A 20,469-nucleotide genomic window follows, 5' to 3' on the forward strand; every position below is an offset into this window, starting at 1 on the left:
ATGAGCAACAACGAAGAAAAACCATCCCTGAAGGACCTCGTCAATAAGATCAGCGCGGGGGTTGGCAACCTCGCACGTAAAAAGCCAGGACAGGACAGCGCCAGCCAAGGCACAGAGCCCACCATTGACCTTGGTTCGGCGGCCGCGAAAGAGTCGCCTCAAGCCGACGCACACGGCGACGAACTGGAGCCCTTGGAACCGATCATTGCGGAAGATGATGATCAGAAACCCAAGAAGACCAACAAGCTTTCCCAACTCACGATGGGGCAAAAGCTGATTGCAGCGATCCTGGTCGTGGGGCTTGTCCTCTTCGCCAAAGGTCAGATGGAGGGTTCCAGTACAAGCCAAACGCCTTCTGAGAATGAAGCAGCCCAGGAGGCCCCTACCTCCAGCGAGGAAGGAATGGCCTTTGGCACAGAACCCGCCGATCACACCCAAGCAGAACCTGGCGCCCAGGATGATCTGTCTCTGCCTATTGATGGTCCCGGTCAAACTTCGAGCAGTCTCAGTTCGGAACCAGAGCCATTCCAAAAACCAACTGAAATCAGTTCGGCTCCTCCAGCATTCGGTGGGCTGGACCAGCCATTGAGCGAGGCGGCACCCCACACCACCGCATCCCCTGACCTGGGTGTCCCTGCTCCTGCTCCTGCTCCTGCTCTTGCTCCTGCCGCGGAGCCTTTCTCGCCGCATGAGGATTCGCCGGCAAATCCTTTCGGTGCTCAAGCACCAATAGCAAGCCAATCTGGGGCCGCAATTACCTCTTCTATTGGCGCGGAAAAGCAGCCCCCCGTTTTCGCTGGAACCCCCAGCGTCAACCCGGATAGTGCTCCCGTAAAGGAAGCGCCGAAAAGCAATGAGGCTTTGACAAAGGCTAACGCTGACATTGCCGCTCAGGCTGAAAAGATCTCAGCCCTCGAGCAGAAGCTCAGCAAGATGGAAGCCCAACTCAAAGCTGAAAAGGCCAAGCAAACCAAACCGGCTGTTCAGCAACGCATCACCAAAGCGCCGACAAGAACCCCAGTGGCGAAGTCGTCGCCAGTCGCGATAAGCAAGGCTCGTCCGCGGATTTGTGTGAAAGCAGTAGCAGAGGCGGCCAGGAACTGCAGCACCTGTGTTGCACACGCCTTCATCGTGCACGCGGGAGCAGAGGACATGGTTGGCCAAGGCGATTTCCTTGATGGGTACCGCGTTTCAATCGTGGGCGATCGCTTGGACCTGCAAGACAAAAACGGTCAAGTGGCCCACAAGTTCTGGAGTTCACCAAATGGCTGTAGCGCGATCTAACGTCCTCCGTCAGGTCTCACCGGATGAGCAACTCAATCTGGAGCGCCTGGCCGACGAGGTGAATCGCAGCTACTTCGGAAATTCCATCAACATTCGCCCGCGCTGGGGCATCCCCAGCGCCTGCGAGTCCCCAGAGCCTAAGACTGAGATCAATCATCTCTCTCCACAGGAGCTGAAGGATTTGCAGGCGGGTGTTGAGGCCTACCACAAAAAAGATCTTCAACAAGCCAAAAGACTCCTGGAGCAGTTTTCACCTAACGGCCCAAGAGACGCAGCACTGCTGTACGTACGAGTGCTCACCCTGCTGAAAGATCCAACCTGGCCGGATGTGGCCAAATCGGTGAACAGAGTTTGCGACGACACGATCTACGTCGCCCCGGGCAGCATCGAAATGGTCAGCGGCGAGGAGTCGCTTCTGGTTCATCCGATCCTCTCAAGATCGGCCGGCAATGGAGCACCGATTTTCGTCATCCGGTACATCATCCATCACGAGATGGTTCACAAGTTCCTTGGTACCTCCTCTACAGACCCTCACCCGGAAGCTTTTCGACGTCTTGATGCCTGCGCACGTGATCGTTCACGCGCTTTGCAGTGGTTGCGCAAGAACCATTTCACAACGATCGAGGATTCGTCCCGATGAGATGGATTTTGATTGCACTCCTGATGATCACCTCGGCCACTGTCTCGGCTCAGGACTATGACTACCTCATCGACGCTACGGCAGCCAGATACGGAAATGATCGACTCGTGTTCCGGGCAATGGTGCAGAAGGAATCCAGAAAACAGCCGTGGGTTTTCAACGTAGACGGCGAAGGCTTTTGGTTCCAAACCAAAGACCAGGCCGTCAATGCCCTGTGGGCGCTCACCTCCGCACCCTGGCTTGTAAAGATCATCCCGGACAAAAACTCCAAAGCAATACGGCGGTTCTTCCCATCTGAACGAGCTGCAATGAGTTTCGCCAATAGCTATCAGCGCAGCAGACAGGCCCAGGGCTTCCCCGCTCTCCTTCAACGAAGGGATGACGCGAAAGAAGTCCTCGATGGGCAGCTGCGCGTGCGCAAAGTCTGGCTACTCAATACCGATCTCGGAATCGCGCAAATCAACTACCGCTTTCACGGCAAGGGCAAGGCCTCTGTCCAGCAGTGGCTCGATCCTGCTTTCAATCTTGACTACGCAGCCCGCCATCTCACGGACCTGAAAAAGCGGTACGGATCAGATCTTCAGGCGGTCGGCTACTACCACTCCAAGACCAAAAAGTACCGCGACATTTACATGAAAGAGTTCATGCCGATCTATCACGAGGAGAGAGCCCGTGCGGGTATTTCTATTGCTGCTAAGTAGCCTGCTGATCAGTACCTCACTGAACGCAGCGGAGAAAGGTCCTTCAGAGGATCAGCGCGTCGGCGAAGGCCTGGTACTCATGCTCAAAGGGGAAAATCAGAAGGCCTGGGACCTTCTTTTCCCCGAAGCCAAAGCAGGCAACGTAACGGCGATGTACCACCTCGGGATGATGATGATGCGGGCAACAAATACCCCGGATCATTTGCAGAGGGCAAAGACCTTCTTCGAGGCAGCTGCCAAGCGTGGCCATAAGGGCAGTGAGGCAATGCTCCTGCAGGTGCAGAAATCCTTAGCTGCAGCCACGCCAGGCACCCTCCCCTCGATTGCCGGGAAAAGCGGCCTCCCGGTACCGGCAGATCTGGAAGGAGCTAAACGGCAAGCAGAACGCATGAGGCAACAGGTTGGCCGTTTCATAGACCCGCTACGTGAAGCCGCTGCAGAAGTGACGATCATGTCGTTCGTGTCCGACAACTCGGATGCGGTCGAAAAGATTCGCTCTGCGATCGACGAGGTCCGGGCCCGTTTTGGTGATCGAGTAGACGCTCAGTTCTTCGTCGTAATCGATCAGGCCACATGGGACCCCAAGCGAGTTTTCAATCAGCAATCCGGCCAACTTCCAATGTTGGGGTTCACCCCTGACATGGGTGGGCGGATTGCCAGCCAGTACGGTGTGCGAAGCACGCCGGCACTGGTCCTCATTCCCAAGAACGGACAACCCAGGGTGGTCAACAACCCTGCCTCATTGGTTGCCGATCTCACATCGTTCCTGAACTGAGGTCACCCTATGAACCACAAGCTCAAAATCGGGCTCGCCTTCGTCGCCGGCGCACTGATTTCCAACGCAGGCACTGTCATGTCCAACGTGCCCAACGGCCAGGATGTCCTCGCGGAAGCCCTGTCTTCGGCGCTGGATAAGGTGAATCGGGCGGCACGGGATCGTGAGAATGAAGAACTCGACAAACTCCCGAACATCCTCGACTGCCAAAACATGCAGTGGATGAAAAACTGCACAGAGCTCAATCGAAACGCGAAGAAAAACCCGAACGCGCCTCTGCGAATCACCAACAACAAAGGGCTCGAATTCAACTTCCAACCAGGCACCCCGAGTGCAGTCATTCGCCTACAGCTAGAACAGTCTCCCGAGGCCGCCAACGAGTTGGTCAGCTACATGGACCAGACCTGGGGTCAGTATAAGCAAGCGGCGAATCTCTACCAGATGGCGATGTGGCAACGCGGCGACCTCCAACACATCAAGGGGCTTGACGCGGCCATGGAAGAGTCCGCGGCGAAGAAGCCCATCGACACCGAATCGTTGAGCATCTCGGTATTCACTGAATCCACCTGCCCTGTCTGCGATCGTCAGTTGGCCACTCTCGGCAGGCTGGTTCAGAAATACCCGAAGCTGAAGGTGCGAGTCTTCCAACTCGATCGCGATGCAAAGGTCTTCGCAGAGAAAGTGACCGCGCGTGGCTTGACCGGGCGGATGCTCAGCCAGGCTGAAAGAGACAACGTCACGAAGATGGGCATCACAGCATGGCCCATCACCTGGATCGACAACATGAAAGTGAGCCGAAGAGAAACTCTGGTTGGCAACAGAACCATGAACCAGCTGGAAGGCCGGCTGATGGCTATGACCTATGTGAAAAATAACACCGTTGCGAAGAAGGACTCCAAATGAAACTCAACAAACTCGCCACCTTCTTTCTCGGTCTTTCCCTGGCCGCAGCTTTCACCACCGCTAATGCCGCCGATGAATCGGCGAACACCGATGGTTCAGATTCTCCCTGGTCCCGGCGGATGGACGATGTAACCGGTCTGTTCGGCGCCAAACTCTCTGGAAGTGCCGTAAACAAAGCCGGACGAGGCGGAAGCGGAAGCTTTGACACCTTCACTCCATTTCAAGATAAGCAACAATTCATCGTAGGGGCGTACGGAGCTACCCAAGTCGGAGTAGGTTGTGATGGTCTGAATTTGGGGACAGTGCTTGACGGCCAGATTGGTCAGTACGGTGACATGGTCGAGCAGTTCATCCAGAACGCGCCGGCGCTCGCCATCATGTACCTCGCTTATAGCCAGCCAACCGTGAAATCGGTGATCGACGAGTTGAACGGGGTAGGCCAGTTTGGCCTTGATCTTTCGAACCTCACCTGCAGTGGTGTACGCCAGCGAGCCGACAAGGCGTACGAAGAAAACATGCAGGTGATGGCTGAAGCCGATTGTACTGTCGAAGAAGGTTACAAATCTGCGAAATGCATGTCTGGAGACGGAATCACCAGCAGTCTCATTACCCGCATGAAAGACACCAAAAACACGATTAGCAGCCGAGCCTCATCCTTGATGAATGGCGTGTCGGGGATGACCGGTGGCCTGGTTGGTGTCAAAGGGGGAGGCTCTTCAAATGGGGGGGCGTCAGGATCAAGTGGCGGGAGCGCAGGAAATGGCACAGGTTCTGGTGCGGGCTCTCCTCCGCTGCCCACGAAGAATTGCGGTGCCAAGCCAGAGGATGGCAAAACCTCCCTTGTACTGGCGGCATCTGAGCTCGGCTGTGAAGACATCAAGAAATATTCGGGCTTACTGCCAAACTACAGCACCGAAGAGGACGCGCATACGGTCACTCCTCGGACTATTACGCTCGAAGATGAATCGAAGAAACTTACTCAGGAGTATCAAAGCCTCTACGCGAACGTATATCAAGCAGACCCAGCAACCTTCGAACAAAGTGACGCTTATAAGCAGTTGGTGAATCGCGGAGGCATCGTAATCACCGAGACTGAATTTAAATTCATGCGGAAACTGGGCACTACAAATCCCGCATTGTTTGCCAAAGCACAACAAAATCTCGCCACGCTGGCCATGATGAAAGAGCTAGACGAGGTCATTTCCAAACTTGAAGTGGGTGTAATGACCGGCCTGGCGAACCAAGTTGATGACCAGGCAATAAGCTCCAATGATCAGGCTCGGTATTCAAATGCACTGTCCTCACTTCGCAAAGAATATGAAATGCTCCAGAACAAGATTAAGCATGACATGGAGCGAAACAAACTAATCGAGCAGACAGCTAAGGCGGTAATAAATGGCTGATGTTGATGTCGATAACTCCGTCAAGGACTACGATTTCCTCAAGCTCGTAGATTCTAATTTTGCTGATCTAGTTGGTTATTACCTTGGTCTTTGGCAAGACTATCACACACTTCTGGTTAACTCCGCTGGAGTTATCATCGGAGGTCTGGGTCTTGCCTGGACCTCCATCCTTATGATGAGGAGCCCTGAGGATAAGCTAAGGTCGGTTTTCACCGGCCTCACGGGCACCTGCCTGATGTTTTTGCTTCTATCAGTCTCTACATTCACATTCCCCGGCACAGGTAGCTCTGTTCAAATGGCGCGGGGTGGGGGATGGTCGTTGACTATAGTCGGTAACATCTACGCCATCTTTAAGTCTGCACTTGACAAGGTCAATGAAGGAAAGATTACGGAAGATGCATTCAGCAGGGCTTACCACGTAACAAACGAAAACACTCTAAAACGTTTTGCTGACAGCCCTGTGTACCCACTTTATTCGGACTATTTGAATAAGTGCGAGCCTGCATTTATTGCTGCTAATGGAAAGTCTCCCGAAGCGTTGAGTGCAGGACGATATGTTGGATTCTTTGGGTCTACCGGAATCGGTGCGAATGAGATTGAGTTCGAAGACAGCAGAGGCTTTCTGGACAAGGTCACGGGCAGTGGCGAGGCCAGTTACGATAACCCTACCAACTCTACCTGGCTGAAGCGTGATGGTGGAAATGCAGTAGTAGAAGGTACAAAGAAGGGTATGGCTATGCTCGACAAGATCGAGGGTGATAGCAATCCTTATGACGGCACAAACCCACCCCAAGGCTTCGAGATCCCAACCGAAGCTTATTGGGTTCAGAAGCTTTTCCCTGATAAAGCTGGGGAAGTTGCTGACCAAGCATTGTCTCTTGACGCTAACGACTCAAAGTACAAAAAATACTTGAACTCTGGCTTCAAGGAAGCACCAACTACTGGCGGAAAGCAGAATTTCTATCCCAAGACCTGCAAAGACATGTTCTTGATGATCGATATGGCTCAGAGAAACTTTAACTCTGCCGTGCAAAAACATGCTCCAGCTTATCAGGAAAACTCATTCAGGCGGGATGGTGATGATGCAGCGGCAATAATGCTCAATCACATACGAAATGAAGCCGCCCAGCGGAAAAAGGGACAGTCGGAGCTACTCACCTATGGTGGTATGTACTACCAAGATTCCGACGTCCGCGACCCTATGACCATGCTGTTCGAAAGCGGAACAACAAAGTTCATGGACATAGGCAAAACCTTCCGCGAATGGATGCTTACTGTAAAAATTCCTATGATGATAAATGGCGCTGCCATGCTCGCCGCACTAATGGGAATTACATTCCCCATCTTTGCAGTTTTTGGCATATTTTGGTCGACGAGAGTAATCTTCACCTCCGTTAAGATTATTGCCTTTTGCTTTATTGTTGCATTTGTAAATGATCTATGCTTAACGATGGCCTCCACAATGCTTGCAGTTAATGCTGAGACCATGCAAGGCTACAATATGGGCAACTACGCTCAAAACTCCACTCTATTAATATCGGCCGGAACTGGCCAGTACATTATCTTTGTGGCGCTGACCGTAATTGAAATCATCTTCGCTAAACTTTTGCTCTGGGACGATGTTAAGAGTCTTGGAGGCTTCAACCCTGCCGGTGCAACTACCGGCTTAGCGGCAACCGGCATGGCCGTAGTGGGAGCAGCCATTCGACTTGCGGGGGCCGCTACCGGAATTGCAGGTACAGCTGGGGCTCTCGCCAGTGGCGGCGCCAGTGCTGCAGGTGCCCCTTCTGGAGGTAATCCAACACCTGGTGGTGGGGGCGGTGGGGGCGGCGGTGGACCAGCGCAGCAGAAAGTACAAACTGCAGCCCAGGTTGCGGGTGGGTTCGCCGGGGGGCTGGGAGGAGGTGGAGGTGGGCAAAATGGCGGTGGCCCAGGTTCATCGGGTGCCAACGCACGTTTGGGAGTGAAAATTCCAACGCCGCAGGCTTCTCAGTCCTCCAAAGGCCAGCGCTCGAGCCTGGACGATCTCATCTGATAGACCTAATCCTGCTCAGGGCCCATATTGGGCCCTTTTTTTTGCTTGAAATCCGAACACCGGGCGGTATAACGATCGCCATCCGAAGATGGAGAATGAACGATGAAGGGAAAAATGATGTTGCTGGCATGCCTTCTGGTAAGCGCATGCGGGAATGGGGAAGTCGAGAACAATGCGGCCGGGGTTGCCTCCACAGGCCAGGTGGATGGGCACCCCGACTGGAAAATGCCTAACTCAACCGTCTACGAGATAGTGAACAGTCCAAACAAAAAGGCTACGTATGGCTATGAATTCCGCGCCAAACGAACCAAGGACTGGGAATCGGAAGGGTGGACAGTTTGGGTTGCTTCCAACACCTACTCCGATGCAAAGGCACAGCTTAATAATGCCGGCCAAGCCGAGCAAAGCCATGTACGAGCTCGCCGTGAAGGACGGGCTATGTGGGATCTGAAGCTGCTCCTAAAAAATGCAGGGCTTCCGGTGTCCATCAATTATCTGTCGTATGGCCAGATGCCTATGTCCACTGTACGAACAGCTCAACGTGACCATGGCGTTGGGATGACATTCTTCGGAGACGAATGTGGTACTGGATTCCGGGAGTGTGTCGACCACTACTACTACTCGCCGGCACTACGGCTGAAAGAGCGCGGTAAGCTATCGTTCAAAGAGTGGCTCGCTCCTTACAGCTACTTCCCTGACAACGAGTGGGGCCAGATGAATCAACGTACGATGCTGGCACAGGGATTTGGTGCAGACGAATCGTCGGCGTTCTACGACTGGTGGCCAACGATGGTCTTTCTGGTCAACCCCGACAATGAAGTCGTACGCGCTTGGCTTCCTCAAACCGGTAACGCCGCAACCCCACATACCATTCTTCGCGCTGTAGTGGAGGAAATGGACGTGGACCCGAAGACAGTCTCATTGACCGGGGCTCGCCCAGCCCAGTACACCACCTTCCCCAACCATGCATACTTTGGCACCAGCATGGAAGACAAGGCGATCCAGGATATCGCCAAGATCCTGGAGGACATTTCGGGATGATTGGATCGCTTCACTTTCAAATCAACGAAGAGTCGGTTCCCTGCTATGTCCTTGACATGGCTGGGAACCTGATTCGCCGCGCGGCCGTAGGTTCTCCACTTACGCTGATCCCCTACGCCGTTGAGTTGGTGACTCCGGCGGCTGAAGTGATTGCCCCACGCCCCTGGTCGATCACGCCTGAAACGGTAATGTCCCGTGTCACGAAGGTTGCTCCTCTGCTGCCAGAGGTCGGCCGTGCGTACCCACGAAATTCGGTTGAACAGATCCTCATGCCGTTCGCACCTCAGGTAGAAACGGATGAGTCTGATGAATCGATAATTCAGGCTATCGACATGCTGCCTGGGTTGGATGAAGAGTCGGCCAAGGCGGTAAGAGAGACTCTTGCGATCCACGGTATCCACCCAATCCCTGTGAGTGGTAACTACAACGAGAATCTTCATCAGGCCCGCGCCGGCGAGATTTGCGTTGGGGAGGTCGTGAAGGTCGCAGATGGCTGGTTTTCAAACATGAAGGTGTACCGGAAAGCACTGGTTCGTTCTGCTTAGGTTACGGGTCCGAACGTGTGCCACCAGCCCAGCACCTGAATTTTTTTGGTGAATCCAATGCGCAGCATTCAGATGAACAACGACTTCGATTTCGATACGGACACCAGCTACCTTCAGCAAGACGATGCATTTTCGGTGAACGAAATGCTCTCGGAATGGCCTACGACCAAGAATGCGTTTGTTAAACGCCTGGCCAACACTTTGGGCCAGGGTGCGTATTTCGAAGCTCTACGCCTGCAGGACTTCATGGACCTGGTTGGCTCTACGGCCGTCGCTCGACCGCGTGAGACTGTCACATACGAGGTTCACCTTCGCGATAGGGACACCCTGCTCGTCGACGTTGCCATCACCTCGATCGCCGGCACGAATCCCCCGATCTCCGCGGACAACGCTGGCTTCTTTAAGTACGCCCTTCGCTGGTTTGCAAAAGAGCGTCCGAAGATCAAGCTCTCTGCTCGAGCTGACGGCCTTTTCTGGGTTCACCTGCCCGAGTAATTTCAGATCAAAAAAAAGGCTATCGGGAGCTCCAGATAGCCTTTTTTATTGCCCATTCTCAGAGGCCTATGTCCACTGATGCCATGGGGTCAGGGACGAATAAAGGAGCCGGAGGTTCAGGCGTCACGTCTTGTGAAGCAGCCGAGATCGCGCTGGCGACCGAGTTCGCATGCCCCACTGGCTCATCAGGCCTGGGATTTCCGGACGGCTCAGCCACCCCAGCGGCAGTATCTTGACTCAGCACCGTCCGTGTAGATTCGGGGCACGATCTGGCAAGAGCATAATCTGTCATTGCCTGCATCACCGCTTCTGGAGCACCAAAGCTCAACGACACGTGGCGGTTGAGCATGTTGAGGAAGACAGTTTGTCGATTGCCATGCCCCAAGCCTTTGTAGAGGCGGAAGAGTTCGGGGTAGTAATCCTCTCTCAGAGTCATCTTCACCTCGACTGCGCGCTCGTCAGAATGCGCCGGCGGGGTGAAGTCACTCAACGTGACAGGCCACTGTTTCTGGCAGGCAGCTGAAATGCTGAACACCATCTGATTTCCGGCTCTGGGCCCATGTTGGCCCAGGGCTTCGATCAACGCATCGTGGTGGCCAGGGATGAGCTCCGCTCGGATCACGACTTTGCTCATCTGTGCGTTACCCCTGGCGGATCAAAGCATGCTCTTTGAAATACTGACTGACCATGAAGCGGTAGTACCCGCGGACAATCGACTTGTCAGGGTCTTTTGCGCTGTAGATCGGGCAGGTGATGTGGCGCTTCAAGAGAGGGCGGCCAAGAACGGTAGTTCCACCGCCGGCGGCTACCATCCCTTTCAGGAAATCAGTTGAGCCCCACAACTGCTTGATGAAGCGAGGAATGGTCTGATCGGTGAAAGCCTGGCGCGCGGGAAAGCTGATCGGTTCCATATCGATCTTGGTTCCACGCCAGATGAAGTGGCCTTCCCTCAGCCAGACATCCATCGTGTACTCGTTGATCTGGTTGTCTAATGCGAAGTTTTTCGGAAGCTTCGCTCCCTTCTTCGTGATGAGCTCGTTCAACTGCTCAGGGTTACTCAGAGAGGTGTAGATCGCTTTGTGGATGTCAGAGACGCCACTGGATTCGCCGTATCGGATATCACTGACACGACCATTATTGAACTGCCCACCGTCGATCGTGCCGTAGCCGATATCGATGATGCCGTACTTACCTTTGACCATTTCGTTGGGATCAAGCGGGTTACCCTCTTCGTCCTCGAGCTCTGGATCGAACCATGGGCCAGCGAACTGGGGAAGGATCTTGACCAGCTCTGGATGGTAGCCGTCTTCTCGTGCCCACTTTTTCAGATCGGCCTCGAACTCGGCCGCGTGGGTGGCGAAGAATTCGGTCGGTAATCCTGTAGCGATGACCGGGTTCTTGATATTCGCATCCTTCAGCACCTTCAGAAAGAGCACTCGAATCTCGTCGGATTTGTAGAAGCTCGAGTCTGTGCTACGAGAGCGCGCACCCTCTTCCCTGCAATCATCACCCACCAGGTAGCGACGACCGTTCTTCGTGGTGAAGACTTCCCGACTGAGGGCTCCACCAAGACTGCTGCCGGCATAGGGTGCAACCAAGGATGGATATTCCCCGCTGGCACCGTTACCGGCCTTGTAGCTCGTCGAGCCGTTGCCCAGATCTATGGCAACCAATTGCTCAAGCTTCATAGACATTAAATCCCCTCATGGTCAAAGCAACGCTTGAAAAAGGCCGCGTAGTGCGAGCCATTCATCCATAGACGCTGCGATAGTTTTTTGTTGCCTAAGGATGCTGCCTGAATGCTTACCCAGGTAGCAGTGAGAGATGACATCACTCGTGATCCACTGCGTCGGCGGCCTCCTCTTCTGACGCCCTATTGCTTCAGCTACCTCACCAGGTGTCGGGTTTCGCCCCAACTCTTTAGCCAAGCTCGCTTTCATCTCCGCGCGGAGCATGCTCCGCTTGAACTCTTCGATCGGCTCAGTTTTCCGGGCCCCAGTGACCCGATTAAAAATTCTGACCACCCTGAAGATAGGCTGCGATGGGCCCAGCGGATCACTTTGATCGACATCCTGGCGGCAGATGATCGACCTATATCGTACAGGCTGCCTGGCCTGGTTGAACTCGATTAAGGCCTCCTGAAGTTCTGAGTCGACCAACTCGAAACGGCCAATCAAGGTTTCAAGCTTCATTGGAGCGCTGCCCCCCAGCCGTTCAATCGCACCAACCCAAGCGCTGATCACCGAGCCAAAGCGAACGACGTCGATGTCTAGAGGCATTCCTAACGTATGCGCCCATCGACTCACACGTTCTGAAAAGTGGAGAAGGTCACCCAGGTCGTTGAGAAATTCAGTGGTAAGCCGTTTCCCCAGGAGCGAAGTTAGCAGATCGATTACGTCAGGCTCGGCATCAGGAAGGATGGCCTTTCGGTAGCTCTGCAGTCGTCCCTCAATCCGCTCGTTGCACTTAAGGTAGAGCCGGAGAGAGCCAGACGATTTCCGGGAGGCTCTCCATTTCCAGAAAGTGGAGATGGTTCTCCCGTCTTGCTCAATTGGAAAACGTGAAAGAGCGATTTCAAGCTGCATGAGCTTTTCGGTAGCAGACCGGGCTGCGGTACGCAGGGAATTGAGGAGCGCCAGAAATGTCTCTGACCGGCGCCTTACCGAGTGCTCGTACTCATCAACATACCCTTTAGCCAGGGCATCACGGATTTCCTTCTTCAAAAGTCACCCTACTGAATGTTTTCTGTAATTTTCGGAAATTCTGGGCATTTTCATCTCCCCTTATTCGCCTCTAATCGGCCTTAACCGGCGCACCCATCCTTTTCCCGCCCTAGAACTCCCCCATATCGCCCCGTAAGGCCCCTTTCACGCCCTTCCACGCCCGGAATCCGATCTAAATTCCGTTTCCGCAATGAGTCTGAAAATCACCCATAAATGCCCTTAGCCGGCCTTTCTAGGCATCTCCAGGCCAATTCCGGCCCTTAAATCCCTTATCCCGCCCCATGACGGCATTTATGGCCCCACACGAACGCCTTCGAGAGCCAGAATTTCGCAAAATGACCTCTTCAGTAGGTTTTTTGGGTAAATTAGGCAAGCAATTCACCATTGAAACGGCAGGACGCGGGCCGACTGCGTTCCCCTATTTTTGGTTAAAACCCCGTCTAATGTAATAGTACGGATTTCTTAGGATTTTGCTTCTTCAAGGCACTTACCCAATTTCCCCATATGGAACGACTCTCCACCGTCCAGGCTGCTAACCACCTCCACATTTCTCGGCCCACCATGCGGAAACTGCGCAACACCGTTCTCCCGCCTGACGAGGTGTCAGGCAGTGGCAGGCCCTATTGGTACCGAAGCACGCTCGATAACTACCGAGCTGGCTTGGATACGCAGAAAGCCATTGCCCTATACATCACGTGCGTTGTTGACGGGATTGGACTTGGCGGTGACGTGACAACCATGCCGCTATTGAAAGACGTCCACTTAAGGGAGTACCGGCCAGCATCTGGAACCAGGACAGAGCAGTTGATCGAGGTCCTCAATGAGATCCAGAGGGTTAAACCAGCCGCGGTGATCCTCCCATTTCAGCGGGTGCTGACTCCCCCCGCCGCGGTGGTCACTGATCTGTGTTACGACCTCGGGATTGCCGTCGTACTGCAAGGGAAGGCCTGATGCGGCTTACGGGGCACGCAGTGGGCTACTTCGTGTAGCCCATTGAGGATGGCCAAGGTCTTGATGCCAAGGCGAGCGCTGGCACGATGGCTTGTTCGGTTAACCGGCGCAGAAGGATTGCTGCCTGCCCTGCTGAGCAGCCTGGTAAGGGGGACGTTCTTGTGGACTTGGCGCTGTCATCAGGGTAGCGGACAAGCTCCCATTTATATAGGAAGCAGACCAAGGGCTCACTCAGTGCTTAGTGCTGCCGTTAAAACCTAGTTTCGTACCAGCATCAATTGGCCGCGCACCGCAGTAGATGTTGCGAAGGGCACCAACCAGGTGCTCTCCCCCGCCAGCTCTTTCATTTAGATAAGCAACAATGAGGTCGAGATCTGCTGCATGGGTGTGGTCCATCCAGACCACCTCTGCGCACACGTCGCCATTGTCCTGATAGACCAGGGCGATTATGGACGGGACACCGTCCACGCTTTCCACCAACCAACCCCTCACTCTCTGCGCGCCGAAGGCGTGATGCCCCGCTACAGCCTTCATTGCATCGCTGTGTACACCGATCATCAGTTTTGTACTCCCATTTACACATTCCTGACCTTAACGACGATCGGTGCAATTTCCAGCCAGCAGCTAAAACCAACGTGTCACGCGCTGACTGTTTTCAGGCGCCAAAACCCTGATGGATACTGGCGTTGCGCCATACCATGGCTTTGACCCAGCCCACACAAACTAGGCGCGCATGTCACCAAATCGGCCTCGGACCCGCCTATTTCGCGGGATTTCAGCCACCTTTTTTGGGTTGCCTGTCCTTTTCTTGCCCCATAAAATCGCCGCGAACTACCAGGGGACAATCTGCGGATGGCCACTGGAGTTGGTGCAGTGACAGCTGAAAAAGCTGCACTCACTGTTTGAGGGGGGGGCCAATTGGCAATCAGCCGATTGGAGATTGTTGCGGTGTCGGCTTTCGACACCGCGACGCTTAGGACCGGCTGTTCTTGCCGGAGGAGGGGCCATGCGCTCACAGCGCAATAATTGGCTGACGGGATTGTCACGCGAGGAGTTCGCGCAGCTCGATCCGTGGGAAGTCGTCTGCCATCCCGAGTCAAGACCACAGTGGATCGCTGAGGTTCGTTCAAAGCTGCGCGTCAGCCTGACGGACGACGAGATCCTGTCCATCCTTCAGATCGGGCTCTACAAGGCCGTCGCTTCCGCGATCGAGCTTTATCAAGATGTCGAGCCTCATCAACGTGCTGCCCATATCATCGGCGCGGCTCTCAACTACATACGTTGGGACGGACGCGGGGATGTGCTTGCTGAAGTTCCTGGCAGCTCGGCTATCAATATGGGTGACCTGGTAACCGAACTTGGTCCTCGCTCCCATTCTCTTCAGTCCGACTACATGCTCGCGACTGCACAGTTTTCTGAGGCGTTGGAATACGCACCTCAGTTCCTGGCTGATGGGGTCCTTCTACCGGACGAGACCGGCCAAACCTGCCACCAATACATCGAACAGATCCGCCACCTTCTTTCTGCCCGTGAGCACCACATCCTGAGGCTGGCTGTTATTGAGAATCAGGAGTCCGGCGCGATTGCTGAGATACTGAAGATCTCAAGAAAGCAGACATGGAAGGTACGTCGCGGCCTGAAGCGGAAGCTAGCTGAGATCGCCAGTGAGGCCGGCGCCTCGAAGGAATTCATCCGAGCGGTTTCGACAGGAGCAGCCGAATGCAGCGCCAGTCAATAACCGAATTCCTCCATGAAAAGGTGTATCCCGAAATAGATGCAGTCTCGTCAGGCTTGCTCGACCACCTGAAGCCGACGAAGCTTCAGACCTCAGGGACATACCGGATGCTCTGCCCGGCCTGCGGAATGCATGAGGCCTTCCATCATCCTGGAACCCACTTGATCCATTGTCCGCGCAAGAAGAACTGTGGCGAATCGACGTCGCTGTGGGACGTGATGGAGAAATCGGGCTACTCGAGGAAGGAGATCGTAGAGCGCCTATGCGAGCTTGCCCGAGTTGACCCCCCTTCGAACAAAAATCCTGAAGGTCGTATCAATGGCTCCCCTGCCCCCCTCTCCCCAGGGCGCGCCATTATCCAAGCGACCCAAATCCTGGCCCGCAAGTACCCGGATCTTCTTCAGCAGCTGCAGACAGATCGTGGTTACAACGATGAGCAGATGGCGACGATGCGACTTGGCGTCTATTCGTCCCCCGAAGAGGTTCTGGCTTTACTCGAGGAGCGCGGTATCTCCCGGGAAGTAGCCATCGCCAAGGGATACATCTTGGTCGAGGAGAACAACCCTTCGAAGTACCGGCGGACGATGAACAATCGTGTCATCGGTTACTGGCCGCATCCTGATGGGGACGTTCGTCTCTGGGGACGCCTGCCTTCCGGCAAAGGCGATCGATGGAACAAGAAGTATATGTTCGCCGACTCGCTCAAGAAGGACACCCCGTATCTGTTCAGCATGAGGAAGCCCGGCCCCCTAATTGCTGTTGAGGGTACTTTCGATGGCTGGTCGATCCAGTTCATGGGGTTCTGGGGTACCGCTATTGGGCAGGCTTCCATCAATGCTGGTCAGGCGGCCTTCCTCGCAGGTGAAGGTGTCACCGAGGTGGCACATATGGTGGACGGCGACATCGCGGGGTATGAAGGCGGGATCGTCTCGATCAGAAACTGCGAACCTGCAGGCATCGTCACGGCAATTGTCCCGCTGGGCCAAGGCATGGATGACCCTGATGCACTCCGAAAAGCTGGACGCACCGCCGAGTTCGAGAAGCTCATTGCGTCCAGGATGAACGCAGGCGAGTTCTTGGCTCGCATGTGCCACACCTATGCATCGGAATCTCCCCCGAACATTTCCGGCATTCGAAAGATCCACGCGATCGTTCCCATGCTTACCCCAGTTTCAACAAAGCACTGGAAGGACTGGAGCCAAACCTTAGGAGTCAGTGAACCTAAGGACGTCGCCTCGGTGCGCCTCCTCTCCTCACTGGTCGATGGTGGCTTTGATCTCGACGAGGCTCTTGCCTTGGTCCTCAAGCGCACAGGCTTCCGCATCACGCTCACACAGGAAACCGTCAATGGCTGAAGGAAAAGCAAGCAGCCCTGTTCGTCAGATCCTCACGTTGATCCTCGCGGTCACGCTGATCCTTTACATCGGCAAGATCTACCTCCGTACGCCGGAGTATCGACACATCGAGGTCTGCTACCTGCCCCACAAGGCTGCCCATCTCTTCTGGGTTGATGTGTGGGGAGCCTTGGTGCCTGACGACACCGCCTCATATCTCAAGCACTCACGCGACCTTGAGGAATTCTTCAACTCCTGCGTCCAGCGCACAGCGCACTGGACCTGGCTCCGGTCTTTTGGCCCAAGCAACCAAGGTGACAACAATGGCTGATGAACGCAGCAATGAAGCTCTACACCCGACCAAAGAGGTTCGGATCACTGGCGAACGATCTGCAACCCTGGTGGGTATGGCAATCCAAGCCTCCCGCGTTGATACCACGATCCTCCAGATGAAAATGGCCGGCTCACCTGAGACTCGGCGCCGTGCTACTGAGGCTGCCGACCGATTCGAGCGCGCCTTGAACGCATTCGATGCCGAAATGCGAGAGGTGAACAAGGACCTGAACCTCAACCGGAACGGCGGCGGGCAGTCCGCTCGATCCGCGCAACAGTCTGGCCAATCGAAGCAAGCCCCTAAACCTGTCCTGCAGAAAGCGAAAAAGGGCGGAGAGCAACAAACTCAAGCCCAGGGCAACGCTAAGGCAACTCAGACCGGTCAGCAGAAGCAAGGCAGCAACGCCAAACCTCAGGGCCAGCAACAGAAGAACGCCGCCGGCCAAAAAAACAATGGCAAAGCTCAACAGCCAGCGGGCGCGGCTTCCAAGCCACAGAAACCAACTGCGCCAGCGGTAAAGGAAGCTACTCCGGCTCCGGAAGTAGCCGCTGAAGCCCAGGCATAAGAAAGGAGGGATGATGAGCAGTCTCAGCAATTTAAAGGAGGCAACCCGGCTTCTGCCGGGTTGGGTACCTCCGTTCTTTTTGTCGTGCCTGGTAGTTGGTCTGTATGTACTGGCCGTGTTCACTTATAAGGACAGACCGAGTGATCTCGTAGAGACGGCAACGACGGCTGCCATCGTCCTCTCCATCGTGATTGCTTTCGCTTTCCTGGTGTCGGCGATTGTTAAAGCCGATCCCGGGAAGCTGGGGAAGTCTATGAGCGATGGCTTCGCTCGCGGCCTTCACTTCGTTTGGGCAACAGCATCCGCAGGACTGGCAACCTACGTAGGCGCAGCTGGCATTTACAGAGCGGTGACAGACAATCTGGGTTACAGCATCTCTGCCCTCCTGGTTGCTGCTCTGCTGGGTGGCGCCTATTGGGCTACGTCCTCCAAGAAGGAGGTCAAGCCTGAAACCACCGACCCGATTTCCGGGATGTCTAAAGCACTTGCTCTCCCTGAAACGTTCGCGCAGACGCCAGCCCAACGGCCGGCCTTTCAGGTGACAATGGCTGATACAACACGCTTGGCCATACACCAAGCCGCACGGATCATCGCTTACAAAGGCAGCAACTGCCTGATCGATGGCAGTTTCTACGCAGACCTGGATCTCAATGCCCGTACCGCCAAGATCTTTTCGGACATGAACCTGATTGCTACTGGCCAATTCATCAATTGGCGCATGCACATGCTTCTGATTGGTAGCGCAGCAGAGCAGGTCATCCGCGGCACCGCAAGCGAAGCAGCATTCGATGACCTGCAGTCGTTCGACGAACTTGCTTCGAAGTTCTTGATGTTGGGCGATGGCCGCCATGCGTTCTACAGGCCAGCAAATGATGCCGAAGCAACGCTGAAGGCTTCACGCCTGGCGATGATCCGCAAGAACGTATGGTCGCGGTGCATGGCTGCCGTTGAGATGAACAAAGAGGCGATTATCCAACTCGTACGCTTGATGCGTATTCAGCCTTGCCTTACCCATGGCGACATCAAACACCTGCTCGAGAAGGTCGAGATGCCGCTTGATTTCCCCATAGCGGAGTTCGATACCGACGAGATGATGGAGCGCGCGCTGCTCGGGCTCGTCCATGAGGCCGAACCTGTGGAAGAGGATGATCACTCCCAAACATCGTCCCTGGACGAACAACCGCCAAGCACCCGACCGGACAATGTGCGGGAGTTTCAGCCGCGCAACACCACACTCCAGGCCTGAAGACTGGAAACCAAAAGCCCCGCAGAGTGCGGGGCTTTCATTTTGCGGATAAGTTATCCAAGCAAGGCGATCTCAACACGATCTCGCCCACTCCGTTTCGCACTGTAGAGCGCTTCATCGGCGGCACGGTGCGCTTCCTTCACGCTTACATTCAGAATCGCAACACCGGCACTGAACGAGCAACTGAACGAGGTCCCATCTTCGGACTGGAACTGAATCGCGGTAAAGATGGACCGCAGCCGATCCACAACCATTTTCGCCTGGCTTGGATTGGCACCTACCATGACAATGCCGAACTCCTCTCCCCCAAGCCGCCCGACATAGTCATCAGTCCGCAGCGAATCGGTGAGCACCTCGGCCAGGCCAACCAGCACCCTATCCCCCACTGGATGGCCAAAGGTATCGTTGACCGACTTGAAATGATCGATGTCGATCAGAACCAGCGAACTTGGCGGGCCTTCGGCAAGAACAGTCGCGGCGGACGCCATAAATTGGCCGTGATTCAGGAGGTTCGTCAGGGGGTCTCTTCTCATCCTGGACTCCAATACCTTGGACCTGCTGATTATCGACTTCAACGCCTTGATGAAGGCTCCTCGCTTCAGCGGTTTCTGGACGAAGCCGTCCGCCCCTCGGGACAAGGCGAGCAGTTGCTTCTCGGCGTTGGATTCCCGGCTCAGGAAAATAATGGGAATGGTGGCGTCCCTGTCCTGCCTGATGATCGAGGCAACGACGTCCCCGTTCGCCTCCGGCATGTGGAAGTCAGTCACCAAAACATCAGGTCGGAATCGGGATAGAGCTTCCAGCACTTGGCTTGGATGCTGGATGTGCTCAACGATCAGGCCTTCCTCGGTGAGGAATTTCCGGGCGAGGTAGGCATCGGTCCTGGAGTCATCTAGAAGCAGCACCCGATACCCTTCGATCTCGATGTCACGATTTCGGCTCCGGAATAGGGAGCGCAAGTTGCGGATGTCATCATCGAGTCCCAAGATACGAACTTGTCCGAGCTCCGTGGCTGTCCGACGCTGCTCGAATGTCAGAGGGCAGGACTCCACGACAAGCACGACCAGGGCATCAGACTCAGAGGTCATCACGATCTTGGAGATGAAGGGGATGGCCTCTGGATCGTTGAGCACTCCGTCACCGACGATGAGCATACTGGAGCGGCGAATTCCGGCCTCATCTTCGGGGTTGAAAGGGATCTGGTGGCAGAGCGTGATGACCTTCGCCCCCATACCTTGGAGGCCACGAGCTAATTCTTGCGCCCTGACCCCAAAGCCAGGGACGAATAGCGCCACCGGCCCTGACGTTTCAGCGGCTGCGTCATTCACTCGCCGGCTTGCGGATTGAAGCTCTTCCATCATGCGATCGACCTCAGAAAATACGGCCTCAGTCAACGAGGGCGCCTTACGGATTGCTGTGAGGACGTCTTGTACTCCAGTGACATAGCTGCCATCGACGTCTCTCAGAATGTGGGTTGCGGAAGCTAGGAGTTGGATAAACGCATCGCGGTGACGAAGGCTTGGCATCGGCCGCACTTGTAGCCACCAGGTTGTTTGCAAAGCGTGGTTTACAGAACTGATCATTGGGGAGGATCTCCTCACCCTAATAGTGTCCTTTGGGTGCCCCTTTTCCGCAGCCCGCGAATCCGCGTGGGAAGGAATTTCCTCTGCCGACGAATCCCTACACCATCCCGGCGGTGCAGGTCGGAATCCGTCCTGAGGGCTGTTCAAAGTCAGAGACAGGTTCTGGCACAGCGCCC

21 protein-coding genes are annotated in these 20,469 nt (G+C 55.0%); 16 read left to right on the forward strand and 5 right to left on the reverse strand.

Annotation, left to right across the window (positions count from 1 at the left end; all coding sequences use genetic code 11):
• The 10 genes from HMPREF1224_RS42685 to HMPREF1224_RS42710 all read left to right on the forward strand — a co-directional run bounded on the left by HMPREF1224_RS42685 (nucleotide 1) and on the right by HMPREF1224_RS42710 (nucleotide 9,822).
• Nucleotides 1-1,284, forward strand: coding sequence for a hypothetical protein (locus tag HMPREF1224_RS42685; RefSeq protein ID WP_010794277.1), 1,284 nt, complete (start codon nucleotides 1-3; stop codon nucleotides 1,282-1,284).
• Nucleotides 1,265-1,924 carry a hypothetical protein gene (locus tag HMPREF1224_RS45460; protein ID WP_010794278.1) on the forward strand — a complete coding sequence of 220 codons (660 nt, stop codon included), beginning with the start codon at nucleotides 1,265-1,267 and terminating at the stop codon, nucleotides 1,922-1,924. The genes HMPREF1224_RS42685 and HMPREF1224_RS45460 overlap by 20 nt, the downstream gene beginning before the upstream one ends.
• Nucleotides 1,921-2,625: a lysozyme family protein gene (locus HMPREF1224_RS42690; RefSeq protein ID WP_010794279.1), complete on the forward strand. Its 705-nt coding sequence runs from the start codon at nucleotides 1,921-1,923 to the stop codon at nucleotides 2,623-2,625. Before HMPREF1224_RS45460 ends, HMPREF1224_RS42690 begins: the two co-directional genes overlap by 4 nt.
• On the forward strand, nucleotides 2,597-3,400 hold the full coding sequence (locus HMPREF1224_RS42695) for an SEL1-like repeat protein (protein WP_010794280.1): 804 nt from the start codon (nucleotides 2,597-2,599) through the stop codon (nucleotides 3,398-3,400). The genes HMPREF1224_RS42690 and HMPREF1224_RS42695 overlap by 29 nt, the downstream gene beginning before the upstream one ends.
• 9 nt (nucleotides 3,401-3,409) lie before the next feature.
• Nucleotides 3,410-4,303 carry a TlpA family protein disulfide reductase gene (locus HMPREF1224_RS42700; protein ID WP_010794281.1) on the forward strand — a complete coding sequence of 298 codons (894 nt, stop codon included), beginning with the start codon at nucleotides 3,410-3,412 and terminating at the stop codon, nucleotides 4,301-4,303.
• Entirely contained in the window at nucleotides 4,300-5,706 is a 1,407-nt protein-coding gene (locus HMPREF1224_RS42705; protein ID WP_010794282.1) for a hypothetical protein, read from the forward strand. Before HMPREF1224_RS42700 ends, HMPREF1224_RS42705 begins: the two co-directional genes overlap by 4 nt.
• Entirely contained in the window at nucleotides 5,699-7,741 is a 2,043-nt protein-coding gene (locus HMPREF1224_RS46115) for a hypothetical protein (RefSeq protein WP_010794283.1), read from the forward strand. The genes HMPREF1224_RS42705 and HMPREF1224_RS46115 overlap by 8 nt, the downstream gene beginning before the upstream one ends.
• 102 nt (nucleotides 7,742-7,843) lie before the next feature.
• A complete protein-coding gene (locus HMPREF1224_RS45470; RefSeq protein ID WP_010794284.1) occupies nucleotides 7,844-8,782 on the forward strand; it encodes a hypothetical protein in 939 nt (312 codons plus the stop codon).
• Complete coding sequence (locus tag HMPREF1224_RS0112715) at nucleotides 8,779-9,327, forward strand: hypothetical protein (RefSeq protein ID WP_031628679.1); 549 nt, start codon at nucleotides 8,779-8,781, stop codon at nucleotides 9,325-9,327. Before HMPREF1224_RS45470 ends, HMPREF1224_RS0112715 begins: the two co-directional genes overlap by 4 nt.
• A 72-nt stretch (nucleotides 9,328-9,399) precedes the next feature.
• A complete protein-coding gene (locus HMPREF1224_RS42710; RefSeq protein WP_171886956.1) occupies nucleotides 9,400-9,822 on the forward strand; it encodes a hypothetical protein in 423 nt (140 codons plus the stop codon).
• Nucleotides 9,823-9,880: 58 nt separating this feature from the next.
• Here the strand turns inward: HMPREF1224_RS42710 and HMPREF1224_RS0112720 are convergent, their stop codons facing one another.
• From HMPREF1224_RS0112720 to HMPREF1224_RS42720, 3 genes are read right to left on the reverse strand one after another with little or no spacing between them, the layout of a single operon-like run.
• Nucleotides 9,881-10,456: a hypothetical protein gene (locus HMPREF1224_RS0112720; protein WP_031628681.1), complete on the reverse strand. Its 576-nt coding sequence runs from the start codon at nucleotides 10,454-10,456 to the stop codon at nucleotides 9,881-9,883.
• 7 nt (nucleotides 10,457-10,463) lie between these two features.
• Nucleotides 10,464-11,510 carry a ParM/StbA family protein gene (locus HMPREF1224_RS42715; RefSeq protein WP_223218636.1) on the reverse strand — a complete coding sequence of 349 codons (1,047 nt, stop codon included), beginning with the start codon at nucleotides 11,508-11,510 and terminating at the stop codon, nucleotides 10,464-10,466.
• A gap of 21 nt (nucleotides 11,511-11,531) precedes the next feature.
• Nucleotides 11,532-12,545, reverse strand: a complete 1,014-nt coding sequence (locus HMPREF1224_RS42720; RefSeq protein ID WP_010794288.1) for a hypothetical protein — start codon at nucleotides 12,543-12,545, stop codon at nucleotides 11,532-11,534.
• 660 nt (nucleotides 12,546-13,205) lie between these two features.
• Between HMPREF1224_RS42720 and HMPREF1224_RS0112725 the strand changes: the two genes are divergently transcribed.
• Nucleotides 13,206-13,496, forward strand: a complete 291-nt coding sequence (locus HMPREF1224_RS0112725; protein WP_170831729.1) for a hypothetical protein — start codon at nucleotides 13,206-13,208, stop codon at nucleotides 13,494-13,496.
• Nucleotides 13,497-13,727: 231 nt separating this feature from the next.
• Here the strand turns inward: HMPREF1224_RS0112725 and HMPREF1224_RS42725 are convergent, their stop codons facing one another.
• Nucleotides 13,728-14,054, reverse strand: coding sequence for a hypothetical protein (locus HMPREF1224_RS42725; RefSeq protein ID WP_010792885.1), 327 nt, complete (start codon nucleotides 14,052-14,054; stop codon nucleotides 13,728-13,730).
• A gap of 448 nt (nucleotides 14,055-14,502) precedes the next feature.
• On the opposite strand from HMPREF1224_RS42725, the gene HMPREF1224_RS42730 reads away from it, so the two are divergent.
• From HMPREF1224_RS42730 to HMPREF1224_RS42745, 5 genes are read left to right on the forward strand one after another with little or no spacing between them, the layout of a single operon-like run.
• A complete protein-coding gene (locus HMPREF1224_RS42730) occupies nucleotides 14,503-15,234 on the forward strand; it encodes a helix-turn-helix domain-containing protein (protein WP_010794289.1) in 732 nt (243 codons plus the stop codon).
• Entirely contained in the window at nucleotides 15,216-16,586 is a 1,371-nt protein-coding gene (locus HMPREF1224_RS42735) for a hypothetical protein (protein ID WP_010794290.1), read from the forward strand. The genes HMPREF1224_RS42730 and HMPREF1224_RS42735 overlap by 19 nt, the downstream gene beginning before the upstream one ends.
• Nucleotides 16,579-16,896: a hypothetical protein gene (locus HMPREF1224_RS42740; RefSeq protein WP_010794291.1), complete on the forward strand. Its 318-nt coding sequence runs from the start codon at nucleotides 16,579-16,581 to the stop codon at nucleotides 16,894-16,896. Before HMPREF1224_RS42735 ends, HMPREF1224_RS42740 begins: the two co-directional genes overlap by 8 nt.
• The gene (locus tag HMPREF1224_RS45475) at nucleotides 16,889-17,464 is read left to right on the forward strand and encodes a hypothetical protein (RefSeq protein WP_128654691.1); all 576 of its coding nucleotides are present in this window, start codon (nucleotides 16,889-16,891) and stop codon (nucleotides 17,462-17,464) included. Before HMPREF1224_RS42740 ends, HMPREF1224_RS45475 begins: the two co-directional genes overlap by 8 nt.
• A 13-nt stretch (nucleotides 17,465-17,477) precedes the next feature.
• Nucleotides 17,478-18,710, forward strand: coding sequence for a hypothetical protein (locus HMPREF1224_RS42745; RefSeq protein WP_010794292.1), 1,233 nt, complete (start codon nucleotides 17,478-17,480; stop codon nucleotides 18,708-18,710).
• A gap of 53 nt (nucleotides 18,711-18,763) precedes the next feature.
• On the opposite strand, the gene HMPREF1224_RS42750 is transcribed toward HMPREF1224_RS42745, so the two are convergent.
• A complete protein-coding gene (locus HMPREF1224_RS42750; RefSeq protein ID WP_031628685.1) occupies nucleotides 18,764-20,293 on the reverse strand; it encodes a GGDEF domain-containing protein in 1,530 nt (509 codons plus the stop codon).
• Between the last annotated feature and the right edge of the window lie 176 nt (nucleotides 20,294-20,469).

The organism is Pseudomonas sp. P179 (genome assembly GCF_000478485.2).
Lineage (GTDB): Bacteria > Pseudomonadota > Gammaproteobacteria > Pseudomonadales > Pseudomonadaceae > Pseudomonas > Pseudomonas aeruginosa.